Annotated in this window: 15 protein-coding genes; 9 read left to right on the forward strand and 6 right to left on the reverse strand. The window is 53.0% G+C overall.

The window, feature by feature from the left end:
- The first annotated feature begins 2 nt into the window (after positions 1–2).
- The 3 genes from B0B12_RS15915 to B0B12_RS15925 all read left to right on the forward strand — a co-directional run bounded on the left by B0B12_RS15915 (position 3) and on the right by B0B12_RS15925 (position 3,950).
- Positions 3–449: a DoxX family protein gene (locus tag B0B12_RS15915; protein ID WP_076670897.1), complete on the forward strand. Its 447-nt coding sequence runs from the start codon at positions 3–5 to the stop codon at positions 447–449.
- 130 nt (positions 450–579) lie between these two features.
- On the forward strand, positions 580–2,331 hold the full coding sequence (locus B0B12_RS15920; protein WP_076670898.1) for a M14 family zinc carboxypeptidase: 1,752 nt from the start codon (positions 580–582) through the stop codon (positions 2,329–2,331).
- Positions 2,332–2,468: 137 nt separating this feature from the next.
- Positions 2,469–3,950: a PQQ-dependent sugar dehydrogenase gene (locus tag B0B12_RS15925; RefSeq protein WP_076670899.1), complete on the forward strand. Its 1,482-nt coding sequence runs from the start codon at positions 2,469–2,471 to the stop codon at positions 3,948–3,950.
- A 211-nt stretch (positions 3,951–4,161) separates the two neighbouring features.
- Here B0B12_RS15925 and B0B12_RS15930 read toward each other — a convergent pair whose 3' ends face one another.
- The 3 genes from B0B12_RS15930 to B0B12_RS15940 form a co-directional block, all read right to left on the reverse strand.
- Entirely contained in the window at positions 4,162–5,385 is a 1,224-nt protein-coding gene (locus tag B0B12_RS15930) for a site-specific integrase (RefSeq protein ID WP_076670901.1), read from the reverse strand.
- Between the two features lie 258 nt (positions 5,386–5,643).
- The gene (locus B0B12_RS15935; RefSeq protein ID WP_076670903.1) at positions 5,644–6,843 is read right to left on the reverse strand and encodes a dipeptidase; all 1,200 of its coding nucleotides are present in this window, start codon (positions 6,841–6,843) and stop codon (positions 5,644–5,646) included.
- Positions 6,844–7,020: 177 nt separating this feature from the next.
- Positions 7,021–7,614, reverse strand: a complete 594-nt coding sequence (locus B0B12_RS15940) for a DUF3267 domain-containing protein (protein WP_076670905.1) — start codon at positions 7,612–7,614, stop codon at positions 7,021–7,023.
- Between the two features lie 68 nt (positions 7,615–7,682).
- Here B0B12_RS15940 and B0B12_RS15945 point away from each other — a divergent pair, with 68 nt between their 5' ends.
- The 3 genes from B0B12_RS15945 (at position 7,683) to B0B12_RS15955 (ending at position 10,334) form a co-directional block, all read left to right on the forward strand.
- Complete coding sequence (locus B0B12_RS15945) at positions 7,683–8,450, forward strand: DUF2490 domain-containing protein (protein WP_083704256.1); 768 nt, start codon at positions 7,683–7,685, stop codon at positions 8,448–8,450.
- A gap of 216 nt (positions 8,451–8,666) precedes the next feature.
- Positions 8,667–9,557, forward strand: a complete 891-nt coding sequence (locus B0B12_RS15950) for an ABC transporter ATP-binding protein (protein ID WP_076670906.1) — start codon at positions 8,667–8,669, stop codon at positions 9,555–9,557.
- Between the two features lie 6 nt (positions 9,558–9,563).
- A complete protein-coding gene (locus B0B12_RS15955) occupies positions 9,564–10,334 on the forward strand; it encodes an ABC transporter permease (RefSeq protein WP_076670908.1) in 771 nt (256 codons plus the stop codon).
- A gap of 11 nt (positions 10,335–10,345) precedes the next feature.
- Here B0B12_RS15955 and B0B12_RS15960 read toward each other — a convergent pair whose 3' ends face one another.
- The 3 genes from B0B12_RS15960 to dnaG form a co-directional block, all read right to left on the reverse strand.
- The gene (locus tag B0B12_RS15960; protein WP_076670910.1) at positions 10,346–10,978 is read right to left on the reverse strand and encodes a hypothetical protein; all 633 of its coding nucleotides are present in this window, start codon (positions 10,976–10,978) and stop codon (positions 10,346–10,348) included.
- 251 nt (positions 10,979–11,229) lie between these two features.
- Positions 11,230–12,471, reverse strand: a complete 1,242-nt coding sequence (locus tag B0B12_RS15965; protein ID WP_076670912.1) for a bifunctional 3,4-dihydroxy-2-butanone-4-phosphate synthase/GTP cyclohydrolase II — start codon at positions 12,469–12,471, stop codon at positions 11,230–11,232.
- Positions 12,472–12,611: 140 nt separating this feature from the next.
- Positions 12,612–14,540: a DNA primase gene (dnaG, locus tag B0B12_RS15970; protein ID WP_076670914.1), complete on the reverse strand. Its 1,929-nt coding sequence runs from the start codon at positions 14,538–14,540 to the stop codon at positions 12,612–12,614.
- Between the two features lie 1,159 nt (positions 14,541–15,699).
- Between dnaG and B0B12_RS15980 the strand changes: the two genes are divergently transcribed.
- The 3 genes from B0B12_RS15980 to fahA all read left to right on the forward strand — a co-directional run bounded on the left by B0B12_RS15980 (position 15,700) and on the right by fahA (position 18,563).
- Entirely contained in the window at positions 15,700–16,803 is a 1,104-nt protein-coding gene (locus tag B0B12_RS15980) for an Mrp/NBP35 family ATP-binding protein (protein WP_076670918.1), read from the forward strand.
- A 5-nt stretch (positions 16,804–16,808) separates the two neighbouring features.
- Entirely contained in the window at positions 16,809–17,075 is a 267-nt protein-coding gene (locus tag B0B12_RS15985; RefSeq protein ID WP_076670920.1) for a NifU family protein, read from the forward strand.
- 216 nt (positions 17,076–17,291) lie between these two features.
- Positions 17,292–18,563 (forward strand): fumarylacetoacetase, encoded by a 1,272-nt coding sequence (fahA, locus tag B0B12_RS15990; protein ID WP_170871888.1) that lies wholly within the window; start codon positions 17,292–17,294, stop codon positions 18,561–18,563.
- Positions 18,564–18,581 lie beyond the last annotated feature (18 nt).

Below are 18,581 nucleotides of genomic sequence, written 5' to 3' on the forward strand. Positions count from 1 at the left end.
TCATGTCATTACTCCGCACCCGCTACAGCTATAAAAACACCGGTCTGCTGCTGCTCCGCATCGGCATCGGCATTATGTTCATCCTGCATGGCTGGCCCAAAATGGTCGGCGGGCCTGAGCGTTGGGCCAAGATCGGGGCGAACATGCAGCTGCTGGGAATAGACTTTATGCCGGAGTTCTGGGGCTTTATGGCCGCATTTGCCGAAACAGTGGGTGGTGCGCTGCTGGTGCTGGGCCTCTTCTTTCGCCCGACCCTTATCTTACTGGTCATCACCATGCTGGTCGCTGCCCTGCGCCACCAGGTTGCCGGCGATGGCTTCAGCGGTTATTCACACGCTTTGGAGGCGGCCATTCTCTTTTTCTCGCTTTATTTCATTGGTCCGGGCAGGTATAGCCTTGACAAAATGCTTTTTCCGTCAAACAAGCACCGGAAGACTTTTCAGGTATAACTTTAGCCGACAGCAGGCTTAAGTCACGGCCCCTACGCCCCATAAAATCGAAGTCCTGACACTTTTCTAATTCCATTTCTAAGCATAAATGGTTAACATTGCTCTGCAAGAACAATTGTAGACACCACACATGCTAACCACCCTGCTTTTAGCCGCGCTGCTGGCTACCGGAACACCTGACAAAACAGATCTCAAAACGCCCTACGAGAAAGGCAACAAGAACCAGACCGCCACTTACGACGAGGCCATCGACTGGTACCGCAAGCTCGACGCGGCCTATGACGAAGTCAAAATGGTGCCTTACGGCTATACCGATTCTGGCCGCTTGCTGCACCTGGTCATCGTTTCTACCGACAAGGATTTTGACCCGAAATCGATCAAACAAAAGGATAAGCGCGTGCTGCTGATTCAGAACGGCATCCACCCGGGCGAGCCGGAAGGTATAGACGCCACCATGCTGCTTCTCCGCGACTACATGCAGGACAAAAGTAAGCGCAAACAACTGGATAATGTGGTGCTGGCCGTGATTCCGGTATACAACATTGGAGGAGCGCTCAACCGCAACAGCCATACCCGCACCAACCAGAACGGTCCGGAGACGTATGGCTTCCGCGGCAATGCCCGCAACCTCGACCTGAACCGCGACTACCTCAAGACCGATTCCAAAAACGCGCAGGCTTTCCACCTCATCTACCGCGATTGGGATCCGGATGTGTTCATGGATAACCATACCTCCAACGGCGCCGACTACCAGCACGTGATGACACTCATTGCCACGCAGCACAACAAGCTGAACCCGACGCTGGCCGGCTACCTGCAAGGCAAAATGCTGCCTACTTTGTATGAAGGCATGAAGAAGGACAAATTCCCAATGGTACCTTACATGAACACCATTGGCGAGACGCCGGAAAAAGGCATACTGGGCTTCATGGAGTCGCCACGCTACGCGACCGGATATACGGCGCTGTACAACACCATCGGTTTTGTGCCGGAAACGCACATGCTCAAGCCTTTCGACCAGCGCGTACAGTCTACTTACAAGCTGATGGAGCACATGATCAGCACCGTGAGCCGCGACGCCAAAGAGATTGGTGAGGTACGTGCCAAGGCCAAGCAGGAAACCCTGACCCAGAAAACCTTTGCACTGGACTGGCAACTGGACACGACAAAAGTAGAGCAGATCCCCTTCCTGGGCTATGCCGCTAAGTATAAGCCAAGCGAGGTAAGCGGACTAGAGCGCCTCTACTACGACCGCAAGGCCCCCTACTCGACCAACATCAACTACTACAACACCTATACCCCAACTGTAACGGTAGAAAAGCCGGTAGCCTACATCATTCCGCAGGCCTGGCGCGAGGTGATCGACCGGCTCAAGCTGAACAAGGTGGAGATGCGCCAGCTCAAGCGCGACACCACCATCACACTCGATAGCTACTACATCACCGACTACAAAACATCGCCGCGTGCCTACGAGGGCCATTACCTGCACTCTGCCACGCAGGTGGAGACGCGCACCATGCCGCGTCAGTTTCTGAAAGGCGACTACGTGGTATACCTGAATCAGGAGGCCAACCGCTTTTTGGTAGAGGCCCTGGAGCCGCAGGCAGTGGACTCCTACTTCAACTGGAACTTCTTCGACAGCATCCTGATGCAGAAAGAATACTTCTCGAGCTATGTGTTCGAAGACCTGGCCGCTGACATTCTGAAGCAGAAGCCGGAGTTGCGCAAGCAGTTGGAAGAGCGTAAAAAGAAAGACCCGGAGTTTGCCAAAAATGCCCGCGCCCAGCTGGATTTTGTGTACCGGAACTCCCCGCACTACGAGCCTACCCACAATTTATACCCGGTAGGCCGACTGATGCAGGATGTGAAGCTGCCTTTATAAGCTATTCTAAAAAGCAAAAGCCACCTTTATCGGGTGGCTTTTGCTTTTTAGAAGGTATAAATAATTCAAGTCGCCTATATTTGTATACACAATTCTACAGTCCACGTAAAGCCGCAAGACTGAACCATACCTATACTATGTTAAAAGCACAGAACCTGCTCCCCCTGCTTGGCCTAGCCCTGATCACGCTGAACGGCTGCACCGGCTCCAGTTCAAGCACGAGCAATACAGACACCAACACGCAGACCATCGCCCAGAACTCCGTTCAGGAAGTAGCCCTCAGCGAAGCCCAACTGGAGAAAGCCCGCACCAACTACGCCAGCTACTGCTCCGGCTGCCACGGCGAAAAGCTCGAGGCCTTTACCGATCGCAAATGGAAGCATGGCAACACTCCTGAAAATCTTTTTGCCGCCATCAAACACGGCTACCCGGATGAAGGTATGCCGGCCTTCGGGCAAACCTTTTCGGACCAGGAAATCACTGCACTGGTCGCCTACATTCAGGAAGGCATACAGAACGTGAAGCAATATGACTTCAGCGAGGAAGTCAAAACAGCCGCTGTCTATACCTCCGAATCCCTGCGCTATCGCCTCGACACCGTGGCGACAGGTATGGAAGTGCCCTGGGGCATGGCTTTCATGCCCAACGGCGATATGCTCGTCACCGACCGCAACGGAGCTTTTTATCGTTTGCCGAAGGGAAGCCGTCAGCTGCAGAAAATAGCCGGTGCCCCGGAGGTGCTGGCACAGGGACAGGGCGGTCTGCTGGACGTAGAACTTCACCCTGACTTTACGAAGAACAACCTGATCTACCTCTCCTACTCTGCTTTCAAAAAAGAAGGGGACCAAACTTTATCGACCACAGCCGTGATGCGCGCTAAACTGGAAGGCAACAAATTAACCGACCAGAAAGTGATCTTCGAGGCGCAGCCCTGGGCACGCACACGTCACCACTACGGCTCGCGCCTGGAGTTTGGTCGTGATGGCATGCTATACCTATCAGTAGGCGACCGTGGTCAGCACCACGAAAATGCCCAGACTATCGAAAGAGCCCCCGGCAAAGTACACCGCATCAAAGACGACGGCACTATCCCTACCGACAACCCGTTTGTGAACGAAAAAAACGCCGTCGCCTCTATCTGGACTATCGGAAACCGCAACATCCAGGGCATGACCATCCACCCAAGCACCGGCGCCATCTGGACGAACGAGCATGGCCCGCGCGGTGGTGATGAAGTGAATATCGCCGAGCGCGGCAAGAACTACGGCTGGCCGGTCATCTCCTACGGCATCAACTACAACGGCACCGTCCTCACCGAACTGACTAAAAAAGAAGGTATGGAGCAACCGCTCTGGTACTGGGTTCCTTCCATCGCGCCATCCGGTATGGCTTTCGTGACAGGCAACCGCTACAAAGGCTGGGAAGGCGACCTATTGGTGGGATCGCTCCGATTCCAGTTCCTGAGCAAACTTAAAATGAATGGAAATAAGATTGTAAGTGAAGAGAAGTTACTGAAGAACATTGGCCGTGTGCGGGATGTGAAGATGGGGCCGGATGGATTTATTTATGTAGCGGTAGAGAGTCCGGGTACGATTTACAGGGTGGTACCTATCGAGTAGGTAGCGCAAAAGGTATATTGACAAGCAAGTGGCACAAAAAACCCGGGTGCCTGGCAGGCAGACACGGATGTGTCCGCTACAAGCACCGGGTATCCGTCACCATCTGCCGTAGCGGAGGAAATGTCAACGTGGAAGCAGTGGCTGCCCGCTGATGAGGGGATGCCCTACCTGTAGCCGCGCTGCAGCCTGGATGCTTTCACGGAGCGGCTACTCACCGCCCCATCAACCGCAACTTTTCCCGGAGCTGCTGCATGTCCTGGCTCACCTTCCGGTCCAGGCCCCTGGCATAATGCGGGTTGGTCTTCAGGCTGCAATACCCCGGCATTTGGCTGACAAGTTCGAGGGGCACTCCCTCGGAGAGCATGACAGTGGTGGCAAAAGTGTGGCGGGCGGTGTGGAAGGTGACAGGCTTTTCAATCCCGCACACGTCTGCTATTTCCTTCAGGCAGGGGTTCATCTTCTGGTTGCTCGGCACAGGCAGCAACCTGTCCTCATACAAACACTGCGGGTGATCCCGGTAACGCTCCAGAATAGTGAGGGCCGTCGGCAGGAGCGGAATGCGGGAAGGGGTGTCCTTCTTCTGCCTGTTCTTAAAAATCCACTGCTCCCCGTCCACTCCCGTTTGGATATCCGCCCGCCTGAGCTGCTGCACGTCCACATAGGCAAGGCCCGTGTAGCAGCTGAAGAGGAACACGTCCCGCACCTGCGCCAGCCGGTCGGTGGCGAACTCCTTATCCGTCATCCGCTGCAGCTCGGCCTTGGTGAGATGCTCCCGAATCACCTCCCGCATGCTCATCTTGTAGCACAGGAAGGGGTCGCGCTCCAGCCAGCCGTTTTTGAGGCACAGGTGGATGACCTTCTTGAAGTTGGCCAGGTACTTTATGGTGGTGTTGTGGGCGCAGTTTCGCTCGGTCTTGAACCAGAACTCGTAGTCGGTGATAAACTGATAGGAGAGCTTCCTGACGTCCATGTCCTCCAAGCCGTACTTCCACCGGATGAAGTCCCGCGTGTGCTGCAGGGAGGTGGCGTAGCGCTCCAGCGTGCCCGGAGCGTAGTCCCTGCCCACCAGCTGGGCCATCTGCTCGTTGTGCGTGCGGAAGACTTCCAGCAGCAGCACCGGCTTCTCCTCCACCCCCATCCACTTCTCCTTAAACGCCTCCACGGTCACGAGCCTGCTTTCCTCGAGCAGTTCCCGGTGGTGCCCATAGGCCTTCGCCCGGAGGGTATCCAGGTAAGCGTTCACGCTGCGGGCCAAGGCTGAGCGGCCCTTCACTTTGCCCGCCTCGGCTGACCATCGGGCGGGCGAGACGTAGCGGGAGGTGCTCAGCTCCAGCCGCCGGCCCTGCAGCGTGACGCGCAGGTAGATGGTCAAACGCTTGTCTTTCGTGGTCTTGGCTTTCCTGCCGTAGAACAGGATACTGATCTTGGTGTCCATGTCGTTCCTCCTTTTTTTGCTTAAACTTAACAATCAAACCAAGGCTCCGCAAGATGTAAAATATATGTACATCTTATTTACAACCAGGCGGTTACGCATCACTTCAGGTACCCAAAAACGGAACAGTCTTGGACACCCGGTGTTGCTACCTCAAAAGGGATAGAAATCCAACATTAGAAGTGGCGCTGAAAGCAAAAAGGCCCCTAAACCGCTGGTCTAGGGGCCCTAAGGGATGGGTTGCTATGTGGTTACACCTGCTTAAGAAGCCACATTCGCGCGGAGCACGCGCAGGAAGTTCTCTCCCAGGATTTTCTTAATATCTTCTTCGCTATACCCTCTAGCAAGCAGTTCGCGGGTGATGATGGGCATGTCGGCTACGCTGTCGAGCTGCTGGGGAGTCGAAGTGATACCGTCGAAGTCGGAACCGAGGCCTACGTGGTCTACGCCTACGAGCTTCACAATGTGGTCGAGGTGGTCCATCAGCAGGGAAAGCGGCGGACGCAGCTGGGCAGCCTCCTCCGGGAAGTTCGCTTGTGCCCAGTCGTATATTTCAATGGAATTTTTACCTGCCTTGCGGAGCGAATCAACTTCGGCCTTGTGTCTCTCCCGGAAAGCCTTCATCCGGTTATCATACTCCGGATCGAGGAAACCCGAGAAGAAGTTAAGATGGATGACACCGCCGTTTTTGGCAATCGCCTTTATCTGGTCATCCTTCAGGTTGCGGGAATGCGGGTTGAAATGGTGCACGCAGCTGTGCGACACCAGCACCGGTTTGGTGGTAGTAGCCATGGCATCCCAGAAGGTGCGCTCGCCCACATGGCTCAGGTCAACCAGCATACCCAGTTCATTCATTTTGCGCACCACTTGCTTTCCAAAACGGGTTAACCCTGGCTTGCGGTTCTTGGGCAGTTTGCCACTTGTTTCATCCAGGGCAGAAGTGGCCCAAGGCGTGGAGTTGTTCCAGGTCAGGGTCATGTAGATGGTGCCGCGTTTGTGCAACGCCTCCAGGTACTTCAGATTGCTTTCCATCATGTGGCCTCCCTCTACCCCAATCATGGTCGCCATTTTGTTTTGCGCAACGGCCTGCTCTATGTCAGCAGGCGTTCGGGCGAGCATCATCTTGTCGGGATTGCGCTTCACAATCGCTTCGAGCGAGTCGATTTGCAGGTTGGCGAATTTAAAGCCTTTGCCCTTCCCGTACGTTTCGTCGCTCCAGACAGAGAACACCTGCACATCCACCCCACCCTCTTTAAAGCGGGTCAGATCCGAGTGCGTTTTGCCTCGCAAGTCGTCTTCCAGTCGCAGGCCTTCCAGCACCGAAATCAGCACGTCGTTGTGTGTGTCAACCACAATCGCCTTTTCGTGCAGTTGCTTGTAGTCCTGTGCCGAAGCTTGCAGCGTACCGCAAAGCAGCGCCGCCAGGGTCAGGCCGCTACCCAGTAGTTTCTTATATTTCATAGTGTGATGCTTAAGGCTCCAGAGAGCCATATCTTAAATATAGTGAAAAGGCTTGATTTTCCTACAGTAACTAATCACCCAATTCCGATTACTGGGATTAAGGGAATTACTATTACTGTGCAGGTATAGGTATAGGTATAAGCGGGCAGATCTAACGAAACAGCCCTCGATCTAAGGCTATACCTGCTTACTTAACACATAGCAACCGATTTTGTCAGGATGGTCTTGCACGAGGTCTGAACTGTGCTGGTGGCGCAGCATCCAAAGAATAAGCAGGTCGCCGGCGGCAGCAATGCTGAAGAAGAGGCCGAACAAAAAGAGCAGAAAGTGCCCCATGGCTATCCCCACAATGGCCGGCAGTAGCCCCATGACCAGTCCCGGCATCATACCACCTGTCACATAGTGCCTGAGCGGCAACACTTCCTTGCAGTGACAGTAAGGTGTGAGCGCTTTCCAATGCACGCCGTATTTAATCGATTGAAACCCATTTTGGCAAAAGATGGCCCAGGTAAGTCCATGCAAAAGTTCGTGCACTACCGCCCCCAGCACAAATACCAACAACATAACCACAGGCGAAAGCATCAGCAGCTGTTGGTGTGTTTGCGCGAGCTGCCGCAGATTCCGGGCGGAGAACTGTTCTGGCCAGATGAGCAAGTAAGCCGCTCCATAAACCAACATGATTGGCACCACAAAGGCGAGCACCTGCACATTGGCCTTTGCGGCAGAAATACTCAACTCCGTTTTCCTGTATTTTTCTTCTTCTAGCTGCATGAGGCAATTTTCTCTTCTAAATAGCGAAAAACAGCTACATATTCAAGTTGAATTTAAGCTTTCTGCGGATGAACTTTGTTTGCATGGACTTCAAAGGTATACTCTTCCGGATTTTGCCGGGCTTGCTTATAGTTTTAGGACTGAGCTCGCCGGCACAAGCGCAAAGCGAGCGTGTGAAAGATTTTAACAACAATGGCTGGTACATGTACTTCGGCGATCACAAAATAACGCCGAAATGGGGCCTCCATACCGAGCTGCAGTGGCGGCGTCACAACGTGCTCAAAGACCCGCAGCAACTGCTCATCCGCACAGGTATAAACTACGACCTGACACCAGCCGCTATGTTCACGCTGGGCTACGGCTACATCGAAACGCACCCCTACGGCGACTATCCGGCGGCGGGCATTTTTCCGGAGCACCGCATCTACCAACAGCTGCAGCTCCGAAACAGCCTGGCACGGGTGGGCCTAACGCATCGCTACCGGCTGGAGCAGCGCTGGATCAAACCGGCCGGAGCCGAAACCACCACTTACCTTAACCGGGCGCGCTACATGCTCAAGGCCACCCTGCCGCTCATCGGGAACAGCATCGAGGCAGGCGAGCCCTTCCTGGCGGCTTATGATGAAATCTTCATCGGCTTTGGCCACAACATCCAGCGCAATATTTTCGACCAGAACCGGGCTTATGCCGCCCTGGGGTATAAGATCAATGATGCCGCCACTTTGGAGCTGGGCTACCTGAACCAGATCGTACAGAAGGCCAGCGGCACCGTGTTTGAGCACAACCATACCTTGCAGCTAAGCTTTTTCTACAACCTGGATTTCACCAGAAAGTAGGGGGTTATTTTCTTTTTGTCATCCTGTAAGGATCTTGGTAGCAAGCAGCAAAGGCCCAGCATTCGGGTGAAGAACCTTTTTTAACCAAGGTTCTTAACAAAAAGACCGCAAGATTCGCGCTTATTTAGCTTGAAAAGCAGCCCCGCTATACCTGATCAAACGGCCTTTCTTGTCAGTATCAGAAAAAAGCTATATTTGTCTAAACGACTTCCCGCTATGGCAACAGTCTTATACCTGGACGAACTCTCTAAAAAATACGGAAGCCTGCAGGCCGTCGACCGGCTGACGATGCAGGTGGAGGCGGGCAGCATTTACGGCTTGCTTGGCCCGAACGGCAGCGGCAAAACCACTACCTTGGGCATGGTGCTGGATGTGATCCGTCCGAGCGGAGGCAACTTTCTGTGGTTTGGGCGGTCGGTGAGCCGTGAGACCAAACGCCGGGTAGGCGCACTGCTCGAAACGCCTAACTTCTACCCTTACCTCACGGCCAAAGCAAACCTGCAGGTAGTGGCCGATACCAAGCAGGCCGACCATCGGAACATCAACAAGATGCTGGATATGGTGGGCCTTGGCACCCGCAGCCATACTACGTTTAAGGGCTTTTCACTTGGCATGAAACAACGCCTGGCCCTGGCCGCTGCCATGCTCAACGACCCCGAAGTGCTCGTGCTCGACGAGCCCACCAACGGCCTCGATCCGCAAGGTATAGCCGAGGTGCGCGATCTGATCACACGCATCGCGGCGCAGGGTAAAACCATTTTGCTGGCCAGTCACTTGCTGGATGAGGTGGAGAAGGTATGCACGCATGTGGCGGTGCTGCAGTCCGGTAAGCTCAAGGCCAACGGTCCGGTGGGAGACATCCTCTCTACACAGGACCAACTGCTGATCAGTGCAGAAGAACTCGCTCCGGTGCTGCAGTTGCTGGAGCGATTGCCATATGTGGTGCGATTTGCGCAGGAGAAAAATTACATCGGCCTCACACTTTCCGAAGGCTATAGCAGCACCGACCTCAACCGCGATATGTTTGTGCAGGGCATCGTGCTCTCGCAGCTTCTGGTGCGCCGCAAAAGCCTGGAGGCGCAGTTCCTTGAAATCACCCAAAAATAAGCCCGCATGAACCTGATTCGAACCGAACTCAGAAAGACACTCCTATACCCTACTTTCTGGGTGATTATGGCCATTTATGTGCTGCTGCAGGTACTGCTGATCTATTTTAGCAGCAACCTGTCGATTAGCGGGCAGTCGCTGGGCAAGTCGCTTTATGAATTTCCGAATCTGTGGATGCGCTTCTCCTATATCGCCTACTTTTTCAACCTCCTGCTAGGTATACTGGTTATTGTGCTGATCACTGACGAGTACAGTTACCGCACGCTCCGGCAGCAGGTGATTGACGGGCGCTCACGAACAGAGGCCGTGCTAGCAAAATTTTACGTGACACTGGGCCTGGCTGCCATCGGGACGGCTTTTCTGTTTGTGGTAGGCCTTCTTTTTGGCTTTCTCTACAGTTCAGACACCACCTTAGGAGCTATTTTTGGTAAAATCGATTACCTGTCCTACTTCTTCGTGCAGGCTGTCGGCTACATGTGTCTGGCCATGTTCTTTGCCTTTCTGATTCGCAAGAGTGGCCTGGCCATCATCGCTTTCCTGGCCTGGTCCAAAATAGTGGAGCCGATCATACACTACCAGCTTGATGATCGCATTGACCGTTTTATGCCCATGAAAGTGTTTGGCAGCCTCACTCCTACGCCCGGACAGGAGCTTATAGACGGCCTCACCAGCCCTACCATGGCGCTCAGCCCGGCCTGGGCGGTGCTACCTGCCCTGTTTTACATCGCGCTGCTCGTGCTCGCCTCTATCCTGCTGGTGCGCTTCCGCGATTTGTAGGGAAATCGACTTTAGAGTAGTGTATTATAATAATTTACAATACTGAGCAGGTCCTGCGACCGCTTGAAGTCGAGTTTATTGGACTTGGCATACTGCTTCACTTTTCCGGTATAAGCGCCGCAAAGTCTGAGCAGATCCTTTTTGTTTTTGCGTAGCTGCACAATTTCGCCGTTGGGCAGCAGCATGTACAGTATTTCCTGAAACTCTGTGCCTTCCGAGGCGAAATGCGGGAAATAGCTCGTCTGCAACGAAGCGGTGGCATACTTCTGGTCCGAGCTCGCTGCCGACAACCCGACATAGCGCTTCATCAGTACCAGCTCTCCCTCATTGATCTGCTCAAAGAACACGGGTACCTTAAAGTCGCTTTCGAGGCTTCCCCTGTTCCACAGTAGGGACCGGAAAATCTGAGGTTTGCCTTTATACACCCCACTTATCATGAAATGACTGACGTTCACAGCCGAGAAAGAATTGACAATACCGTCTTCTGATGCAATTTGTACAACATCCTCAGCTGGGTGATAGATCACAGCCCCTTCCAGACTGTCGCCACTAGCCATGACGACTTTTCCGTAGAGCCAGCGCTCTGTATCAAACGCCTCCTGAGCTTGCGCCCAACCCGACCTGCTACTGCAAGCAAAGGCCATAAATAATGTAAAAAGAAAATATTTGGTCCACTGTATTCTCATCTGCCTAAATTAAAATAATGTAAATAACCCTATTCCCAACACCCACCTAACACATTGTTATACATAAGTTTACACTCAATTCTTAACGTAATAAATCTAAAGTGGGATAGTCCGTTTACTAAAATTTATCCAGAAGAGACATAATACAGTGCAAAAAAAAGCCCGTACCTGGTGGTACGGGCTTTGGGGTTCATCTTAAGTAGGGCTTCTTAGCGCACTACCGTATTTTTCAAAATTTCGTGGCCTAGCTTGTCACGCTTGGTAGCCAGATAGTTCTGGTTGTGCGGGTTTGGCGCGATCTCGATCGGCAGATTCTCCACCACTTCCAGTCCGTAACCGATCAGACCGACGCGCTTTTTCGGATTGTTGGTAATCAGGCGCATTTTCGTCACACCAAGGTCACGCAAAATCTGGGCACCCACGCCATAGTCGCGGTCGTCCATGCCAAAGCCCAGCTCCAGGTTGGCCTCTACTGTGTCGCGGCCTTGTTCTTGCAGTTTGTAGGCTTTCAGTTTGTTGATCAGACCGATGCCACGTCCTTCCTGGTTCATGTACACGATCACGCCTTTGCCCTCGCGCTCTACCATGCGCATGGCTTCGTGCAGCTGTGGACCGCAGTCGCAGCGGCAAGACCCGAAGATATCGCCCGTTACGCAGGATGAGTGCACGCGCACGAGCACCGGCTCGTCTTCTTTCCACTCCCCTTTCACCAGAGCCAGGTGCTTGGCACCGTTGCTGCGCTGCGTGAAGGCATACAGATCAAAGTTTCCGAAATCGGTTGGCAATTCTACGGCAATTTCGCGGTCAATGAGGCTTTCCTTTTTCAGGCGGTACTCCACCAGGTCTTTGATCGAGATCAGCTTCAGGTTGAAACGCTCGGCCACTTTCACCAGATCAGGCAGGCGGGCCATCGTACCGTCTTCGTTCATGATCTCGATCAGTACACCGGCCGGCGCAAGTCCTGCCAGACGCGCCAGGTCAACGGCCGCCTCTGTGTGGCCCGGACGGCGCAGAACGCCTTCTTTCTTCGCTTTCAGCGGGAAGATGTGGCCTGGTTTGCCAAGCGAATTCGGATCGGTAGTAGGGTCAACCAGGGCCTGAATGGTTTTGGCGCGGTCAGAAGCGGAAATACCGGTGGTACAGCCGTGCCCGATCAGGTCAACCGACACCGTAAATGGCGTGGCGTGCAGCGCTGTGTTGCGGCCCACCATCAGTTCAAGGCCCAGTTCTTCGCAACGTTCCTCTGTAATGGGCGCGCAGATCAGTCCGCGGCCGTGCGTCGCCATGAAGTTGATGATCTCAGGCGTTACCTTCTCTGCCGCGCAGATAAAGTCGCCCTCATTCTCGCGGTCATCATCGTCCACCACAATAATGATCTTACCCTGGCGGATGTCCTCGATCGCGTCCTCTATTGAATCGAGCTTGATTGGCTCTGTTGAATTAGTTTCCATGTGTTAATCCGTATACCTGCTATACCTGTGGTAATCAGCAAGGTGATTGTCTATACTATGAAATGCGCTGCAAAGGTAAAAAGTTTATACCGCATTGCCTTCTTATTTCATAACACAATCTAATAGAGAAGTATTCCTTCCTACTTATTCACCACAATACCCAGCAAATCGCCGATCTGCTTTTCGAAGGATTTGAGTTGGAAGATGATCTGCAGCACGCGGTCCTGCTCCGCCGGGTCAGTCACGAGGCGCAGCTTCTCCATCTCGGATTTCATCAGCAGCTGCACATTGCGCCACTTCAGGCGCAGCACGGCGCGTTCGGCTCCGTAGGGCAGCAGATCCGATTCGTGCGGCACGTAGATTTGGTGGGTTTCCCAGTTATGCGACAGCTCGTAAGGGTCTGAGAGCAGGTTGGTGGCTTCGGTCCGTATTTCCTGATCCGGATAGTTGATGAAGTCATCTGCCGCAGGTATAATGCCCTGTTGCAGCTTCTCTTTCACCACTTCGATCAGGCGGGCGTATAGCGGGGTACGGAACTCCACGTCCTCCAACTGCTCTAGCATATACTGGCAGGTATTTTGGCCGTCCACTAGCACTTTATCAGGGTAGTTGAGCAGCATGCGCACAATTTCGCGTTCGTAGCGTTTGAGGCTATCGGCTTCGGTGGCTGGTTTTTGAATTTCCTCCTGCTCTGCCTCGAAGGCCTCTGCTTCTGCCAGGTCCTCCGGACTGCCAGAGCGTTGCTGCTTTTGCTGGCGCTCCTGCAGGTGCATTTTGTTATACTCCGATATCAGCAGCTGCTCATCAATATCGAAAATAAGGCTGCAGCTCTGGAAGAAAACCGAGCGCTTGATCGGGTCCGGAATTTTGGAGATAGAGGTCACGATCTCGCGGATCGCCTCGGCCTTCTTTACCGGATTACCCTTCGCCTCTTCGGCGTACAGACTAGCCTTGAACGAGATAAAGTCCTGAGCGTGCTCGGCCACGTAGGCTTTGAACTTCTCGTCGCCCACCTTGTGGATGTAGGAGTCGGGGTCTTCGCCTGCCGGGAAAGTGACCACGTTCACGTTCAGGCCATTCTCCAGGATCAGGTCTATACCTCTGAGAGAGGCCTTTATACCTGCCGCGTCGCCATCGTAGAGCACCGTAATGTTCTGGGTATAGCGGGCTATGAGCTTGATCTGCCCTTCGGTGAGCGAAGTACCAGACGAAGCTACCACGTTTTCTATACCTCCCTGGTGTAGCGAGAGCACGTCGAGATAGCCTTCCACCATATAGCAGGTGTCCTGCATCCGGATGGCCTGCCGGGCCTGGTACATGCCGTAGAGCACGTTGCTCTTGTGGTAGATATCAGACTCAGGGGAGTTGAGGTACTTCGGGCTTTTTTTGTCGTTGCTTTTGAGCGTGCGGGCACCAAACCCGATTACGCGCCCCGAAATATTATGGATCGGGAACATGACACGCCCCCGGAAACGGTCGTACTTTTTGCCGTCTTCCTTTACAATGGTCAGCCCCGTCGATTCCAGGTACTTTTGCTTATACCCGGCCTTCAGGGCGGCATCCGTCAGGTCGGACCAGGCATCGAGGCTATACCCGAGCTCAAACTTTTTGATGGTGCTATTGCTGAGTCCGCGCTCCTTCAGGTAAGATTGCCCTATACTTCCTTCTTCGTGCTGATGCAGCAGGTGCTGGTAGTGTTTGCTGGCAAAATCGGAGACGATGTAGAGGCTGTCGCGCTCGCTCTGCTCTTTAGCATACTCCGGGTTCGGCTCATCTTCAGGCACCTCAATGCCGTACTTCTTGGCCAGGTACTTCAGCGCCTCCGGAAAGCTCGTGCCCTCCACGTCCATGATAAACTGCACCGAGTTGCCCGCCTTTCCGCAGCCAAAGCATTTGTAAATGCCTTTCGCCGGCGAAACTGAAAAGGATGGTGATTTCTCGTGATGGAAAGGGCAGTTTGCCCACAGGTTCTGCCCCTTCTTCTTGAGTGACACAAAATCCCCTACTACTTCCGCTATATCGGCCTGGGTAAGGATCTGGTCAACTACTTCTTTCGGGATCAGGGACATGGGTATGCAGTTTTGAGGGGTTACAAATATAGATTTAAATTGTTGAAAGGTTAAATTGTTGATTGGCTAAATTGCTAATCTTGCTTTGCATTTGATTGACTTCCGGCAACAAGTTATTCTGATTGTTCAGGTCTGTAGGATAAGGTTTAGTTTGGCTAGAGGTAGTTTATGTTTGATGTAACGGCGACCTCTTTCATGGCGCAAGCGTCCTCGCTCGTGTCTTTTATCATGAGGCCTCTGGCCAAGTATAGGTATGGTGTTACTCTGGCAAGGTATAGCATTATACTCGAAGGCTCTGAGCAGGCTCTTTCGGATTTCCTAATCCGAAAGAAATCTGTTAAGGATGTCCACATCCCCATGTGTAAGGTAAAGCTAATGCTATTGCAGGTATTAGTACTGCTGTAAGTATAGCAACCTGAGTTGTTGTATAGCTTCGCCTGTGCGGCGGGCACCTACTTTTTTCCTTGATGAAAAAATCGAGGGCCCCTACCCCCAGTAGGCAAAAAAATCAAGACGCTCCAAACTCGCTGAACGCTCTTGACAGGGGGACCCCTTCACCCCCAACAGTGGAGCGTCAAAAATGCACCTAGCACCGCTTTCTGATTCATAGCTGAGGGGCAAGGATGTCTTCCTATACCTGCCAGTGTTAGTTTATAATAGTAGTGAAAGGCTCCTTCCCCTGTTTTGGGGTTAGGAGTGGTTGGATCCGGTATAGCTATACCTTTACAAAGCTTATACCTTGCAATGGCAACGGCAGAAAATCCCCTCTGGGGGTAGGGGCCATCTTTGAAGAGAGGGGCAGGGGTGTGTTTAATAATTTACGAGAATCCTGCTTCTCCACCGCCAATTGATTAGACGCTTGCGGGTCTAAAGACGCCGCGAAGTCCGGGGACGGCCAATGACCTCGCGGTGTGTGCAGCTCCCGCGAGTGTCTAAACCGACTGCTGCAGTCATACCAACTCATCTACAGCCGATCTCCTATACACTCGCAGGTCTGAAAGACGCTGAGAGGTCTCTGCGCTCTTAGCCAGCTCAACCCTAAAAATCCATGAGGTACGGGCCTTGTATTAAGATTCAGACTATTAATCACCATCCACCAAATCATGTTTAAAGTTTTTTTGTTTGTATCTTTGTAAGGCTTCACAAAAGCATTAATACTATGGCAATTTCAAAAGAAGATATACTCAAAGCCCTCAGCTATGTAGAGGAGCCGGATCTTGGAAAGGATCTGGTGACGCTCAACATGATTGAGGACGTGCAGGTAGACGGCAGGAACGTGAGCTTCACCGTGATCCTGACCACACCCGCCTGCCCACTGAAAGACCTGATCCGCAATGCCTGTATCCGCGCCATCCATACCATGGTGGACAAGGAGGCCGAAGTGACGGTCAACATGACCTCGCGTGTGACTTCCGGCCGTGCAGGCAGCAGCGAGGTACTGAAGGGTGTTAAAAATATCCTGGCGATAGCCTCCGGTAAAGGAGGGGTTGGCAAGTCTACCGTTACGAGCAACCTGGCTATTGCCTTGGCGCAGTCCGGTGCAAAGGTAGGGCTAATCGACGCGGATATTTTCGGGCCGTCTATACCTACCATGTTTGGTGTAGAAGACATGCGTCCGAGCATGGTACAGGGCGACCATGGCAAAAACTATATCATCCCGGTTGAGAAATACGGAGTGAAGCTGATGTCGATCGGTTTCCTGACGCCTCCTGACCATGCGGTGATCTGGCGTGGCCCGATGGCGAGCTCTGCCCTCAAGCAGTTTATAACTGATGTGGAGTGGGGCGAACTAGACTACCTGCTCCTCGACCTCCCTCCGGGAACATCCGACATCCACCTGACTATGGTGCAGGTGCTGCCGGTAACAGGCGCTGTGATCGTGACGACACCTCAAAAAGTAGCTATTGCTGACGCCCAGAAAGGTCTGCAAATGTTCCGCCAGCCACAAATCAACGTGCCGGTGTTGGGCGTTGTGGAGAACATGGCCTACTTTACACCTGCCGAACTTCCTGAAAATAAATATTATATCTTTGGGCAGGAAGGTGGTCAGAATATGGCCAAGAAATTTGATGTGCCTGTATTAGGCCAGGTGCCGTTGGTGCAGAGCATCCGTGAAAGCGGCGATGAAGGAACACCGGTAGCTCTGCAGAACGATTCACCGGCTTCTGGTGTTTTCAGTGAGTTGGCCCAGGCTGTAGCCCAGCAGGTGTCGGTTCGTAATGCGACCATAGCCAAAACACAACCTGTAGAAATTAAAACTTAAGACACATGGCAACCATAAACGTTGACAACGATTTTTTACTTCGCATTGAGAGTGCCCTCGACCAGATCAGGCCATACCTGGAGGCTGACGGCGGCAACGTGAAAGTGCTCGAAGTAACCGATGACATGACTCTGAGGCTGGAGTTGCTCGGCGCCTGTGGCACTTGCCCGATGTCTACTATGACGCTTAAAGCAGGTGTAGAGCAATCTGTATTGAAAGCCGTACCTGAAATTAAGGCAGTAGAGGCAGTAAATTTGACACCGCTGGGGTAAGATAAGTAGCCAAGGAGTTCTGACAAAGGACAATATACCTAAAGCAGGTGCTGAGAAATCGGCACCTGCTTTTTTGTTGGACTAGCCAAGTATAGGTATAGTATCGCCCTTGCACACGTCACAGCGAAGTAAATCCAACTTACCTACAAAGTTTTCGCTTTTCCCATACTCCTCAAAATCCCTATCTTTGTCTAACAACCCAGAATTTCTTGCACTATGATAAAAGCGAACGACCCTGCCCTGCATTCCTGGATCGAAATAGCCCCCGACAGTGATTTCCCTATACAGAACCTCCCGTTCGGTATTTTTGAGTCCGCTACCAGAGACCCGCGCGTTGGGGTGGCCATCGGAGAATATGTGCTCGACCTTTATGCCGTGGCTCAGCACAACCTCTTCGAGTTGCTCGACATCGATCCAACGGTCTTTCACCGCCCATACCTGAACGATTTCATAGCCCTTGGCAAGCCGGTATGGCGGGCTGTTCGAAACCGGGTATCGGAGCTATTGCGCAACGACAACGAAGAGATCAGTGGCAACAGCAGGCTGATGCAGGAATGTCTGATCAAGCGGAGTGACGTTCGCATGAGGATGCCGGTGAAAGTGGGCAACTACACGGATTTCTATTCTAGCATCGAGCATGCTACCAACGTGGGTACCATGTTCCGCGACCCAAAAAACGCCCTACTGCCTAACTGGAAGCACATCCCGATCGGTTATCATGGCCGGGCGTCTTCTATTGTTGTGTCTGGCACTAACATACGCCGCCCCAACGGTCAAACCAAGGCGCCTGACGCCGATGCACCAACTTTTGGTCCCTCCCGTCTGCTCGACTTTGAGCTGGAGGTGGCCTTTATAACAGGTCGAGAAACCAAGTTGGGTGATATGATTAGTCCCGACGAAGCAGACGACTACATCTTTGGTCTGGTGCTCTTCAACGACTGGTCAGCGAGGGACATTCAAACCTGGGAGTACGTTCCACTAGGGCCATTCCTGGCTAAAAGCTTTGCCTCTTCTATATCTCCTTGGGTAGTGACGCTAGACGCACTAGAGCCTTTCCGCGTGAAAGGCCCGGTACAGGATCCAAAGCCTCTGCCCTACCTTGAGTTCCGTGGCGATCACAACTACGACATTAACTTGGAAGTGCTCTTGAAACCGGAAGATGGAGTTGAGAACAGCATCTGCCGTTCCAACTTCAGGTATATGTATTGGAACATGAACCAGCAGTTGGCCCACCAGAGCAGCAACGGCTGTAACATACAGGTCGGCGACATGTACGCTTCCGGCACCATCAGCGGCCCGGACAAGACCTCTTACGGCTCCATGCTCGAGCTCACCTGGCGCGGCACCCAACCTATCCAACTATCCGACGGCACGCAGCGCAAGTTCATCAACGACTACGACACAGTCATCATGCGCGGCTTCGCCGAGCGGAATGGTATCAGAGTTGGCTTTGGGGAAGTGAGAAGCAAGGTGCTGCCGGCTTTGTAGGTTGATTTCCTCGGCATG

It is taken from the genome of Pontibacter indicus (genome assembly GCF_900156345.1).
Classification (GTDB): domain Bacteria; phylum Bacteroidota; class Bacteroidia; order Cytophagales; family Hymenobacteraceae; genus Pontibacter; species Pontibacter indicus.